Raw genomic sequence first — 13,308 nt, 5'->3', positions numbered from 1 at the left:
GCACATTGCGCGACTTCACAGAAAAGGGGCAAAAAAATCCCCTTAAAGCGGCGAAATGGCTTTAAGGGGACGTGAACCTGCTGTCGCTGTCAGTGCGCGCCGCCCGCCTGCGGACGGTACTGGCGCCAGAAACCGATCAGCGTCAGGTATTTTTGTTTCACCTGCTCGATCAGGGCCGCGTCGTCGATTTCCCCCTGCAGCCAGCGGCGCGAAGGTTGGCCGAAAATGGTGCGGCCGACGGCGAAACCTTTCACCCAGCGCGCATCCGCGGCGGCGGCGAAGCCCGCCTTCAGCACCGCCTCCGGGGAGTCGAGCCCCAGGATCAGCACGCCGCGGCAGAAGGGATCGTAGGTGTCGATCAGGGCACCGACCTGCCGCCAGTTTTCTGCGCTCAGCGGTGGCAGTTTCCACCAGTCGGGCTGAATGCCCAACTGGTAGAAATGCTCAATCATCTCCAGGTAATAGCGTTCGTCTTTGTCGGCGTTGCTGTCCGGCAGGATCACCTCCAGCAGCAGCTCGTGGCCGGATTTACAGCAGCCGCGGTAGACGTCGGCGATCAGCTCATCCTGTTCGCGGCGCAGTTCCTCCGCATCCTGCGGGTGATAAAACACCAGGCACTTCACCACGTGCTCCTGCGGCCAGTCGATCAATTGCGAACCGATATTGCCGTGCTCCAGGCGCAGCGGGCGCGAGCTGGGCAGCTCCACCGGCCGGCCGATCCACCATCCCTGGCCAGTGATCTCGTTCAGCGCCGCCTGCCCGTAGGTGGTGTCGGCCAGAATGCCGCTGTTGCCGTTGAGGCCGGCCTGCGCGGCAGCCTGTTGCGCCGCGGTGAGCAGCAGGGTCTTCAGGCGCGGAATGCGTTCCTCGCCGACGCCGGCTTCGCGCGCCATGTCCGCCAGCTGCTTGCGGTGATCGAAGGCGAACACGCACAGTTCCGGCCACTGTTGCTTGCGGGTGGTGACCCGGTGCAGGTGGTTCAGGCGTGCGTCGCGGTCCGGGCGCGTGACCTGCTGTTCACGCTGCAGGTAGTCGTCCAGTTCCCGTTTGGTCGGCATCGCCGGCGCGCAGCCGTGGCGCGAAACCACCAATGCGCCGCAGGCGTTGGCGTAGCGGCAGGCCTGCTCCCAGCCCTCATCGTTCAGGTAGCCGCGCAGCAGCCCGGACATAAAGGCGTCGCCGGCCCCCAGCACGTTCAGCACTTCAACCCGCACACCGGCGTGCAGCTTCACCTGCGCCCAGTCGTCGGCGATTTCACCTTCGAACACCGAGCAGCCCTGCGCGCCGCGCTTGCACACCAGCGTGGCCGCGGTAGTCCGGCGCACGTTTTTCAGCGCCGTCAGCGTGTCGGTGCTGCCGCCGGCGATATGAAATTCCTCTTCGGTGCCGACGATCAGATCGAAATGGTGCAGCACCTCCTGCAGTTCGCGGGTCACCTGGTCTGATTCCACAAAGCGGGTTTCGCCGTCGCCCAGCGACGTCAGCCCCCACAGTACCGGGCGGTAATCGATGTCGAGCGCGGTGCGCAGGCCGTGGCGGCGCGCATACTCCAGCGCCTTCAGCACCGCGGCGCGGGTGTTCGGGTGCGACAGGTGCGTGCCGGTGATGGCCAGCGCGCGGGAGGAGGCGATGTAGGCCTCGTCGATGTCGTCCGGCGTCAGCGCCATGTCCGCGCAGTTTTCGCGGTAGAAGATCAGCGGGAAGGTTTCCTGATCCTTGATGCCGAGGATCACCAGGCCGGTTAATCGTTGCTTGTCGGTGATCAGACAGCGGGTATCGGCCCCGACGCGCTGCAGCTCTTCACGCAGAAAGCGGCCCATGTGTTCATCGCCGACGCGGGCCAGCATGCCGGATTTCAACCCCTGAATGGCGGTGCCGTAGGCCACGTTGCCGGAAGAGCCGCCGAGGTATTTGGCGAATGTGCCGGCGTCTTCCAGACGCGCGCCGATCTGCTGAGCATAGAAATCGACGGCGATGCGCCCGAGACAAATGACATCAAGCTGTTTTTGTTGTGTAGCCATACCCGTTTCCTTCTGTTAAGCAAAACTCCGGCGGCGGCCCGAGCGTGGCGCCCTGCAGGAAGCATGGGGACAGTATGGGGAATGAAAATTTCAATTTCAATATGAAATGAAATTTACACCCCAAAAATGTGATGCGTTTAAAACATCGACAGAGGCGTGGGAAAAGGCGATGAATCGGCTGCGCAAGGGCCGCCGGGGCCGAACATAAAAGGGAGGTGAGGGCAGAGGAAAAGGCTGTCAGCCCATGTGCCAACGACTTTTATCGGCCGGTGCGCGGCACGAAGCCCATGAAGGCTGAACCACGAGATGAAACGGGCTTTTCATGTAATATGCGATCTTTATCGCAAAATGAAATGTTTCTTCTGTAATGTGATTTTATGAAAAATATATTTGTTTATAATCGCTTCACGTTTCAGGTTGTCGACTTCGTGAGCAGCGCGGGCATCGCCTGCTCAAGATAATAGCTGCCGCCGCGTAACACAAACACGGGATTGTCGGCTCGGCATGAGCGCTTTCCGGGGCGGCCCTTAATCTAAAGGGTGGGTAAATGGGCAAGATCAGGTTAACCATGGCGCAGGCGCTCGTCAGATTTCTCGATAACCAGTATCTGCTGGCCGACGGCGTGGAAACCAAATTCGTCGCGGGCATTTTCGCGATTTTCGGCCACGGCAACGTGCTGGGGCTGGGGCAGGCGCTGGAACAGGATAGCGGCGATCTGCGGGTGCACCAGGGCCGCAACGAACAGGGGATGGCCCATGCGGCGATCGGCTTCGCCAAACAGAAGCTGCGCCGGCAAATTTACGCCTGCACCTCATCGGTCGGCCCCGGCGCCGCCAATATGATCACCGCCGCGGCCACCGCCACCGCCAACCGCATTCCTTTATTGCTGCTGCCGGGCGACGTTTACGCCTCCCGCCAGCCGGACCCGGTGTTGCAGCAAATCGAACAGTCTTACGATCTCAGCATCAGCACCAACGACGCGTTCCGTGCGGTGAGCAAATACTGGGATCGCATCGTGCGCCCGGAACAGCTGATGAGCGCCTGCATCAATGCGATGCGCGTGTTGACCGATCCGGCGGAAACCGGCGCGGTAACGCTGTGTCTGCCGCAGGACGTGCAGGGGGAAGCCTACGACTATCCCGACTATTTCTTCCAAAAGCGCGTGCATCGGCTCGATCGCCGCCCGGCGACCGACGGCATGTTGGCGGACGCCTTGGCGCTGCTGACGGCCAAACGCAAACCGCTGCTGGTGTGCGGCGGCGGCGTGAAGTACTCGCAGGCCGGGCGAGCGCTGCGCGAATTCGCCGAGCGCTTCGGCATTCCGTTCGCCGAGACCCAGGCCGGTAAAGGCACGGTATCGAGCGACCATGAATTCAACCTCGGCGGCATCGGCGAAACCGGCTGCCTGGCGGCCAACACGCTGGCCCGGCAGGCCGATCTGGTGATTGGCGTCGGCACCCGTTACACCGATTTCACCACCTCGTCCAAATGGCTGTTCCAACACCCGGACGTCAGCTTCCTCAATATCAACGTCAGCGCCTTCGACGCCGGCAAGCTCGACGGCGTGCAGGTGCTGGCGGACGCCCGCGAGGCCCTGAACGCACTGGGCGCGCTGCTGGCGCAGGCCGATTATCGCGCCGGCTGGGGCGACGCCATCGCCGCGGCGCGTGGTGCCCAGCGCGAAGAGACCGAGCGCGTTTACGCGGTGGAATACAGCGGCGCAGACTTTGTGCCGGAGATAGACGATCACCTCGATCGCGAGCAGGTGTTCGCCGAATTTATCGCCCAGACCGGCTCGGCGATGACGCAAAGCCGGGTGCTGGGGGTGCTGAACCGCGAGCTGCCGTCGGACAGCGTGATCGTCGCCGCCGCCGGCAGCCTGCCGGGCGATCTGCAGCGGGTGTGGCACAACCGCGGCGAGCACGGTTACCACGTGGAATACGGCTACTCCTGCATGGGGTACGAGGTGAACGCAGCGCTGGGGGTCAAGCTGGCCGAGCCCCAGCGCGAGGTGTACGCGATGGTGGGCGACGGCGCCTTCATGATGCTGCATTCCGAACTGGTCACCTCGATTCAGGAAGGCTGCAAGATCAACGTGGTGCTGTTCGACAACATGACCAACGGCTGCATCAACAACCTGCAGATGGAACACGGCATGGACAGCTACACCACCGAATTCCGCTTCCGCAATCCACAAGGCGGCAAGCTCGACGGCAAACTGGTGCCGGTCGATTTCGCCATGCTGGCGGCGGCTTACGGCTGTAAAACCTATCGCGTCACTACCGAGCAGCAGTTGCTCGACGCGCTGGCCGACGCCCGCAGGCAAACCGTGTCCACGCTGCTGGACATCAAGGTGCTGCCGAAGACCATGGTGCACAAGTATCTCAGCTGGTGGCGCGTGGGCGGCGCTCAGGTGGCCGACAGCGAAAAAATCGTCGCAGTGGCGCGCAAGCTGCAGGAAAACATCGATAAGGCGCGCGATTACTGATTCGTTTTCATACATTAATCTCGAGGGTAGCGAAAATGACATTGAACATTGGGGTTATCGGCACCGGCGCCATCGGCCGCGATCATATCCGTCGCTGCAGCAAAGTGTTGCAGGGCGCCCGCGTGGTGGCGGTGAACGACATCAACCGCGACAACGCCGCCAAGGTGGTGAGCGATCTGCAGCTGGATGCGCGGGTGTATGACAACGGCCACGATCTGATCAAGGCCGCCGACGTGCAGGCGGTGCTGGTCACCTCCTGGGGGCCGAGTCATGAAGAGTTCGTGCTGGCGGCCATCGCCGCCGGCAAACCGGTATTCTGCGAGAAGCCGCTGGCGGTGACCGCGCAGGGCTGCAAAAACATCGTCGACGCCGAAGCGAAGCACGGCAAACGGCTGGTGCAGGTCGGCTTCATGCGCCCCTATGACCAGGGCTATCGCGCGCTGAAACAGGTACTGACCAGCGGCCAGATCGGCGAGCCGCTGATGCTGCACTGCGCGCACCGCAATCCGACGGTCGGCGAGGCCTATACCACCGATATGGCGATCACCGACACCCTGATCCACGAAATCGACGTGCTGCGCTGGCTGCTCGACGACGACTATGTGTCGGTGCAGGTGGTGTTCCCACGCAAGAGCCCGAAGGCGTTCCCGCACCTGAAAGATCCGCAAATTGTGCTGTTTGAAACCGCCAAGGGGACGCGCATCGACGTCGAAATCTTCGTCAACTGCCAGTACGGCTACGACATTCAGTGCGAAGTGGTGGGGGAAACCGGCATCGCCAAACTGCCGGAACCGTCCTCGGTGCAGATGCGCAGCGGCGCCCGCCTGTCGACCGAAATCCTGACCGACTGGAAGGATCGCTTTATCGATGCCTATGACGTCGAGCTGCAGGGCTTCATCAACGACGTAGCCGCGGGCAAGTTGACCGGGCCTTCCGCCTGGGACGGCTACGCCGCCGCAGTGACCGCCGACGCCTGCGTGGCGGCCCAGCTCAGCGGCGAGATCGTGCCGGTGACCCTGCCGGCGCGCCCGGCGTTTTACGGCAAATAACCGCTCGCAGCGCGTAACCACGATTGCAGAGGAGTGACCATGAAGATCGCTTTTGATGTCGACGTTATCCGGGATTTGGGCGTCACCAAAATGGTTCAGCAGGTGGCGGACTGGGGCTACAAATACATCGAGCAGTCGCCGCACCCGCAGATCAACCCGTTTTACAAACATCCGAAGGCCAGCCGCGAAATCATGGCGGAGTATAAAAACGCCCTAAAAGCGACCGGCGTGGAGATCTCCTCATTTATCGTGGTGTATCGCTGGTCCGGTCCGGGGGAAGATCGCCGCCAGGCGGCGGTCAAAAACTGGCGGCGGATGATCGAAATCGCGGTGGAAATGGGCGTGCAGGTGATCAACACCGAGCTGGCCGGCAATCCCAACGAACCGGAGATCTGCGAGGAGCTGTGGTATCGCTCGATGGAGGAGCTGCTGCCGATCGTTGAGCGCGAGGGTATTCGTATGGAGATCCAGTCGCATCCGTGGGACTTCTGCGAGCTGAGCAACGAAACCGCCGATCTGGTGAAGTCGCTGCGCAGCGACCACGTCAAATATCTCTACAGCGTGCCGCACACCTTCTACTACGACAAGGGGCAGGGTGACGTAGCCGGGATGCTGCAGTACGCCGGGGACGATCTGTCCCACGTGCTGATCGCCGACACCATGAACCACACCAAGCACTGCCGCTATATCGTCAACCCGCCGGGCGTTGACGCCGCGGTGCACCAGCACGTCGGCATCGGCGAAGGCGAGGTGAATTTCGACGCCCTGTTCCAGACGCTGCGCGACATGGAATTTGCCAACCGCAGCTTCAAGGTCGGCGGCGAATCGATCATCTGCACCTCGCTGTTCGGTTACCCGGAAAAGATGCCGAGCCAGGCGGTGGCGACCAGAGAACGCATCGAAAGAGAGCTGTTGGGCAAATAATCTGATTCGGCTCGCCGGCGGCGTTTGTACCGGCGGCCCTGCAAGGACCGAGGCAAACCATGAATAAAGACAACGTGAAATTGGCCATTGCGCCGATCGGCTGGACCAACGACGACATGCCCGATCTGGGCAAGGAGAACACCTTCCAGCAATGCGTCAGTGAAATGGCGCTGGCCGGTTTCACCGGCAGCGAAGTGGGCAGCAAATACCCGCGCGATCCGGCGGTGCTGAAACCGATGCTGGATATTCGCGGCATCCAGATCTGCAACGCCTGGTTCAGCACCTTTTTCGCCGACGGCCAGAAAGACAAAACCATTGATGAATTTATCAACCACATGAATTTCCTGCATGCCATGGGCGCCAGGGTGATTGGCTGCTCCGAGCAGAGCAAGAGCATTCAGGGCACCACCAAAGGCGTGTTCGAAGAGAAGCCGTACTTCAGCGATGAAGAGTGGCAGCGCGTGGCCGACGGTTACAACGAGTTGGCGAAGATCGCCGCCGATAAAGGCATGCAGGTGTGCCTGCACCACCACATGGGCACCGGCATTCAGACCACGGCCGAAATCGATCGCTACATGAGCATGGTCAACGACGACGTTTACCTGCTGTTCGATACCGGCCACGCCTACTATTCGGAAGGCAGCCAACAGGCGATGATGGCGATCCTGGAGAAGTATCTGCCGCGCATCAACCATGTCCACCTGAAGGACGTGCGCGATGAGGTGGTGGCGGAAGTGAAGGCCAACAAGCTGAGCTTCCTCGACGGCGTGAAGAAGGGCACCTTCACCGTGCCGGGTGATGGCGTGATCGACTTCAGGCCGGTGTTCAAGCTGCTGGACGAGCGCGGTTACAAAGGGTGGATGGTGGTGGAGGCCGAGCAGGATCCGGCGCTGGCCAACCCGTTCGAGTATGCGGTGAAGGCGCGCCGTTATATTCGGGAAACCGCCGGCATTTAGGCGGTGGGGGGCAATAAAGATCGAGGGGCGCCGCCGGCGCCCCTTTTTTGATGGCGGCGCGTTAGCCGCCGAGCGTTTGCCAGGTTGTGACCTGGCTGCCCGGCCACGGCGTGGCGGCGTATACGCCCCGGGCGATCGCCCGAGCGAGGGTGTCCGCCGCCAGCGCGCCGATCTGCAGCACCGCCAGTTCGCGGCTGCCCTGTACCTCGCGCTGCCCGGTGGACAGGGCGAACACCACGTCGCCGTCAAACGGGCTGTGCAGCGGGCGAATAGCGCGCGCCATGCCGTCTTGCGCCATGATGGCCACCCGTTTCAACTCCACCCGCGTCAGCGCCAGATCGGTGGCGATGCAGGCCAGGGTGGTGTTCTTTCTGCCGCCCTGCGGCTCTTGCACCATCCAGTCTTCGCCCTGCGCGCGCAGTTGCGCCAGAGCCGCCGCGCCGCCGTTGCCGAATTCACCGTCAATTTCATAGGGCGTCGCCCAGAAGGCACGGGTGCCGGGCGCCACCACCGCTCCCAGGCTGTTGACCGCCACCAGTGCGCCGACGGTAGCGCCGCTGGCGGCAACGATCGATGCCGAACCGAGCCCGCCTTTCAGCTTGCCCATGCCGGTCATGGCGCCGTAGCCGGCGCCGACGGTGCCCAGTGGAAAGTCCAAACCAGCCTTGCCGACCGCGTCGATGCCCAGCTGGCGATACGGCGGCGTGAGCTGCCAGTTTTTATCGCCGCCGTTGGCAAGGTCGTACAGGCAGGCGGTGGGCACGATAGGTGAGACCGGCACGCCGGGATCCGGCCGCAGCGCATAGCCTCTGCCTTGTAGCCCGAGCCAGGCCGCGACGCCGTCCGCCGCCGCCAGGCCGTATACCGAACCGCCGCTGAACGTCAACGCATCGACGGTCTGTACCAAATTGTCTTCACCCAGCGCGTCGGTTTCCCGGGTGGCGGGGCCGCCGCCGCGCACGTCTACGGCGGCAATCGCCGGGCTGTCCGGCAGGATCACCGTCGCGCCGGTGCGCACCCGGCTGTCCTGCGCCACGCCGACCTTCAGGCCGGGCACATCGGTAATCAGGTTGCGGGCGCCAGGGCGCCCGGCGGCGGAAGTTGGCATAGCGGCACCTAATGGGGTGAAGGGGGAGAACATGCCGGCGGCGGTCAGGCCGGCCAGCGCGTGTAAAAAGGTTCGGCGGTTGATATTCAGGGGCCGGCGCAGCGGCCCCTGCGGGGGGATGAGATCACGCATCGCCGCGCGGCTGCCCGGAGCGAAAACGCGCCATATGGTAGGCATCGACCAGCACGCCGTCGCGAATGGCGAAAGCGCGGCTGGTGCCTTCAATCTCAAAACCGAACTTTCGATACAGCGCGATGGCCGCCGGGTTGTCGGTAAACACCGTCAGTTCGATGCGCTCGATGGCCGCCCAGTTGTCGCACAGGTCGATCATCGCCTGCATCAGGCGGCTGCCGACGCCTTTACCGTGGTAGCGCGGATCGACGCCGATGCCGAAGGTGGCCACGTGGCGGCGGCGAACGCGCTGATTCAGCATCACGGCTAACTGACCGACAAGCTGTCCGTCAACGAAGGCCGCCAGGTTATGCACGCCCGGTTCGGGGTTGGCGAGGCGTTTTTGCCAGGACTCGACGGACGGTAGCGGGAGCTGCAGCGTATCGCGGTAGACGGGCGTCTGAGAATAAAGATGATGCAGAGCCTGCGCATCCGATGTTTCCACGTGGCGTATCACGATCTCGCTCATCTCGCTGCTCCTTTTGCTTACCGGTTGAATAACCTCTGAATTTATCCGTTTACTGCCTTGAGTCAATATTATTTGAACGGGTCAAAAAAAACGCTTTACAGGTGCGAATGATAATGATTATTATTGCGATGCGTTCCGGGGAGGGCATCAATCCTTGATACTCTCGCTGCGAAGGCACGACATTGCTCACATTGCTTCCAGTGTTTACTTAGCCAGCTCGGGTGCTGGCTTTTTTTTTTGCCCTTTTTCAGCCGGTTCCGCTTTCAACAAATCCGCTGCCCATCCGCTGTTTCATTCCATCGAAATTTTTGAACAGAGGCATGAGTTTTTTACGCTTTCTTATTCTGCTGGCAGGACTAGACTGTAAAAAAACATTGAGGAGAGTTGAAAATGATTTATGTACGTAAAGCGGAAGACCGCGGCCACGCCAATCATGGCTGGCTGGATAGCTGGCACACCTTCTCATTTGCCGATTACTACGATCCGAACTTTATGGGGTTCTCGGCGCTGCGAGTGATCAACGAAGATGTGATCGACGCAGGGCAGGGTTTCGGTACTCACCCGCATAAAGACATGGAAATCCTGACCTACGTGCTGAGCGGTACGGTGGAACATCAGGACAGCATGGGCAACAAGGAGCAGATCCAGGCCGGCGAATTCCAGATCATGAGTGCGGGCACCGGGGTGCGTCACTCTGAGTACAACGCTAATCAGGATCGTCCGTTGCACCTGTACCAGATTTGGATCATCCCGGATCAGGTCGGGCTGGAGCCGCGCTACGAGCAGCGCATGTTCGACGCGCCGCAGGGCCGTCAGCTGGTGCTGTCGCCGGATGCGCGTGACGGCTCGCTGAAGGTGTTCCAGGATATGACGCTGTCGCGTTGGGCGCTGAATAAAGGCGAGCAGGGGGAATGCCCGATCGCCGCCGGCCGTCGCGTTTGGATCCAGGTGGTGCGCGGCAAGGTCTCGGTCAACGGCCAGGCCGCCGGCATCAGCGACGCGTTCGCGGTGTGGGATGAATCGGCGCTGACGATCCAGGCCGACGAAGAGAGCGAAATCCTGCTGTTCGATCTGCCGCCGGTGTGATTAAGCGGTAAATTTCAAGGGCTCACGATGTGAGCCCTTGAGGTTAATGACACGTCTGACGATGTTGCCTGACTTGACGCCGCCAGCATATAAAAACAAGGAAAATCAATTTATTGATTTTCGGCTAATCATCACAAAGGGGGAAAAACCACGCTTTTTCCCCCTTTGTCAGCGTATGAAGGGCCCACGGTGTGAGCCCTTTTTGCGTTGGCCGTCGCATAACCGACAATATCGGCCCGCCGTTTTTTTTGCTAAAATGACTGCCCATTCACGGTTAGTCAGTTCATTGATAATGAAGAAAAAACGGCCGGTACTCCAGGATGTGGCGGACAAGGTGGGCGTGACCAAGATGACGGTGAGCCGTTATCTGCGCAATCCCGACCAGGTTTCCGCCGCCCTGCAGCAAAAAATCGCCGTCGCGCTGGATGAGCTGGGCTACATCCCCAACCGCGCGCCGGATATCCTCTCCAACGCCACCAGCCGGGCGATTGGCGTGCTGTTGCCGTCGCTGACCAACCAGGTGTTCGCCGAAGTGCTGCGCGGTATCGAAAGCGTGACCGACGCGCACAACTACCAAACCATGCTGGCGCACTATGGCTACCTGCCGGAACGTGAAGAAGAACGTCTGACCTCGCTGCTGTCTTACAATATCGACGGCCTGATCCTGTCTGAGCGCCACCATACGCCGCGTACCCTGAAAATGATCGAGGTGGCGGGCATTCCGGTGGTGGAGCTGATGGACTGCGTCTCGCCGTGCATCGATCTGGCGGTGGGCTTCAACAACTTCGAGGCGGCGCGCCAGATGACCCAGCAGATCATCGCGCACGGCCACCGTCACGTGGTCTATTTCGGCGCTCGTCAGGATGAGCGTACCATCATCAAGCAGCAGGGGTATGAGCAGGCGATGCGTGAATCCGGCCTGGAGCCGTACAGCATCATGACCGCGCGTTCTTCCTCTTATTCCGCCGGCGGCGAGCTGTTGCGCCAGGCGCAGCGTGGCTACCCGCAGATCGACAGTATCTTCTGCACCAACGATGACCTGGCGATCGGCGCGGCCTTCGAATGCCAGCGGCAAGGGCTGTCGATCCCGCAGGACATGGCGATCGCCGGTTTCCACGGCCATGACATCGGCCAGGTGATGGTGCCGAAGCTGGCCAGCGTGCTGACGCCGCGCGAACGCATGGGCCAGATTGGCGCCGAGCGCTTGCTGGCCCGGCTGCGCGGCGAAACGGTGTGTCCGCGCATGGTGGACGTCGGTTTCACCGTGATCCCCGGCGGCAGCATCTGAGCCATTTTAACGTTCTGTTTTAACACTCTTTCTTTTTACAGCGCGCCCTGAGGCGCGCTGGTTATCCCGCCTGTAAGCCCGCCGCTCGTTGCCGGCATAAGTTTGATCTCTGTCCCAGAACGCGAATTTTAGCCGGTTACCCGGTTCCGGCGCTCATGTTGTTACCGGTATCATGATACCGGTAACAACATGAGCGCGGTCATCTTGCTGCAAGACTGAACCTCTGACTCAACAACACCTACAGCTCTTCTTAAACACCGGGAAAGAGCCTAAAAATAAAACAACCGCACGCTTTACGCCTATTGTAAAGAGAGTCGCGATAAAAGGTTGGAGAAAAACTATGCCATTAGTGATTGTTGCAGGCGGCGTAGCGCTGCTGCTGCTGCTGATGATCCGCTTCAAGCTGAACGGCTTTATCTCTCTGGTTCTGGTTGCTTTGGCGGTCGGGATTGCGCAGGGTATGCCGGTCGATAAGGTCATCGGCTCCATCAAGGCCGGCGTGGGCGGCACGTTGGGCAGCCTGGCGCTGATCATGGGCTTCGGCGCCATGCTCGGCAAACTGCTGGCGGACTGCGGCGGCGCACAGCGCATCGCCACCACGCTGATCGACAAGTTCGGCAGAAAACACATTCAATGGGCGGTGGTGCTGACCGGCTTCACCGTCGGCTTCGCGCTGTTCTACGAAGTGGGCTTCGTGCTGCTGCTGCCGCTGGTGTTCACCATCGCCGCCTCCGCGCGTATCCCGCTGCTGTACGTCGGCGTGCCGATGGCCGCCGCGCTGTCGGTGACCCACGGCTTCCTGCCGCCGCACCCAGGCCCGACCGCCATCGCCACCATCTTCCATGCCGACATGGGTAAAACCCTGCTGTACGGCACGCTGCTGGCGATCCCGACGGTGATCCTGGCCGGCCCGGTCTACGCCCGCTTCCTGAAAGGCATCGACAAGCCGGTGCCGGAAGGCCTGTACAACCCGAAAACCTTTACCGACGCGGAGATGCCAAGCTTTGGCGTCAGCGTTGCCACGTCGCTGGTGCCGGTGATCCTGATGGCGCTGCGCGCGGTCGCTGAAATGGTGCTGCCGAAGGGCCACAGCCTGCTGCGCTTCGCCGAGTTCTTCGGCGACCCGGTGATGGCGACCCTGATCGCCGTGCTGATCGCCATCTTCACCTTCGGCCTGAACCGTGGCCGTACCATGGATGAAGTGATGGGCACCATCACCGACTCGATTAAAATCATCGCCATGATGCTGTTGATCATCGGCGGCGGCGGCGCCTTCAAGCAGGTGCTGGTGGACAGCGGCGTTGAGAAGTACATCGCCGGCCTGATGGAAGGCAGCAACGTTTCGCCGATCCTGATGGCCTGGTCGATCGCCGCTGCGCTGCGTCTGGCGCTGGGTTCCGCCACCGTGGCGGCGATCACCGCCGGCGGCATCGTGGCGCCGCTGATCGCCACCACCGGCGTCAGCCCTGAGCTGATGGTGATTGCGGTCGGTTCCGGCAGCGTCATCTTCTCGCACGTCAACGATCCGGGCTTCTGGCTGTTCAAGGAGTACTTCAACCTGAGCATCATGGAAACCATCAAATCCTGGTCGGTGCTGGAAACCATTATCTCGGTGTGCGGCCTGGTGGGCTGTCTGCTGCTGGCGACGGTCGTATAATCTTTATCCGGCGCCCTGCGGGGCGCCGGCGTTCCAGAGTATCTTTATCAGTAGGGACGCATTTGGCGCGCGCGCCAGTTCCCATAAGGGC

The 13,308-nt window shown here is 61.4% G+C and carries 10 protein-coding genes; 7 read left to right on the top strand and 3 right to left on the bottom strand.

The annotated features are described in order from the left end of the window. Positions 1–89 precede the first annotated feature (89 nt). A complete protein-coding gene (locus tag WFM45_RS22825; RefSeq protein ID WP_033631888.1) occupies positions 90–2,021 on the bottom strand; it encodes a bifunctional 5-dehydro-2-deoxygluconokinase/5-dehydro-2-deoxyphosphogluconate aldolase in 1,932 nt (643 codons plus the stop codon). 547 nt (positions 2,022–2,568) lie between these two features. On the opposite strand from WFM45_RS22825, the gene iolD reads away from it, so the two are divergent. From iolD to iolE, 4 genes are read left to right on the top strand one after another with little or no spacing between them, the layout of a single operon-like run. Beyond that, on the top strand, positions 2,569–4,509 hold the full coding sequence (gene iolD / locus WFM45_RS22820; protein WP_033631889.1) for a 3D-(3,5/4)-trihydroxycyclohexane-1,2-dione acylhydrolase (decyclizing): 1,941 nt from the start codon (positions 2,569–2,571) through the stop codon (positions 4,507–4,509). A 35-nt stretch (positions 4,510–4,544) separates the two neighbouring features. Further along, a complete protein-coding gene (locus WFM45_RS22815) occupies positions 4,545–5,558 on the top strand; it encodes a Gfo/Idh/MocA family protein (protein ID WP_004930848.1) in 1,014 nt (337 codons plus the stop codon). Between the two features lie 39 nt (positions 5,559–5,597). Continuing rightward, positions 5,598–6,482: a sugar phosphate isomerase/epimerase family protein gene (locus WFM45_RS22810; protein ID WP_004930845.1), complete on the top strand. Its 885-nt coding sequence runs from the start codon at positions 5,598–5,600 to the stop codon at positions 6,480–6,482. A gap of 59 nt (positions 6,483–6,541) precedes the next feature. After that, positions 6,542–7,438, top strand: a complete 897-nt coding sequence (iolE, locus tag WFM45_RS22805; RefSeq protein WP_015379329.1) for a myo-inosose-2 dehydratase — start codon at positions 6,542–6,544, stop codon at positions 7,436–7,438. Between the two features lie 61 nt (positions 7,439–7,499). Here iolE and WFM45_RS22800 read toward each other — a convergent pair whose 3' ends face one another. Together WFM45_RS22800 and WFM45_RS22795 are read right to left on the bottom strand one after the other, a co-directional pair. Beyond that, positions 7,500–8,678 carry a P1 family peptidase gene (locus WFM45_RS22800; RefSeq protein WP_033631891.1) on the bottom strand — a complete coding sequence of 393 codons (1,179 nt, stop codon included), beginning with the start codon at positions 8,676–8,678 and terminating at the stop codon, positions 7,500–7,502. Further along, positions 8,671–9,186 (bottom strand): GNAT family N-acetyltransferase, encoded by a 516-nt coding sequence (locus tag WFM45_RS22795; protein ID WP_033631892.1) that lies wholly within the window; start codon positions 9,184–9,186, stop codon positions 8,671–8,673. The genes WFM45_RS22800 and WFM45_RS22795 overlap by 8 nt, the downstream gene beginning before the upstream one ends. A 390-nt stretch (positions 9,187–9,576) precedes the next feature. On the opposite strand from WFM45_RS22795, the gene WFM45_RS22790 reads away from it, so the two are divergent. The 3 genes from WFM45_RS22790 (at position 9,577) to gntT (ending at position 13,217) form a co-directional block, all read left to right on the top strand. Beyond that, positions 9,577–10,272 (top strand): pirin family protein, encoded by a 696-nt coding sequence (locus WFM45_RS22790; RefSeq protein WP_049186505.1) that lies wholly within the window; start codon positions 9,577–9,579, stop codon positions 10,270–10,272. Positions 10,273–10,564: 292 nt separating this feature from the next. Then, on the top strand, positions 10,565–11,560 hold the full coding sequence (gene gntR, locus WFM45_RS22785) for a gluconate operon transcriptional repressor GntR (protein WP_250602113.1): 996 nt from the start codon (positions 10,565–10,567) through the stop codon (positions 11,558–11,560). A gap of 340 nt (positions 11,561–11,900) precedes the next feature. Then, positions 11,901–13,217 carry a gluconate transporter gene (gene gntT, locus WFM45_RS22780; protein WP_004930830.1) on the top strand — a complete coding sequence of 439 codons (1,317 nt, stop codon included), beginning with the start codon at positions 11,901–11,903 and terminating at the stop codon, positions 13,215–13,217. The last annotated feature ends 91 nt before the right edge of the window (positions 13,218–13,308 follow it).

Source organism: Serratia sp. KG1D (genome assembly GCF_037150675.1).
GTDB classification, from domain to species: domain Bacteria; phylum Pseudomonadota; class Gammaproteobacteria; order Enterobacterales; family Enterobacteriaceae; genus Serratia; species Serratia nematodiphila.
This window is presented reverse-complemented; position numbering and strand designations above follow the sequence as displayed.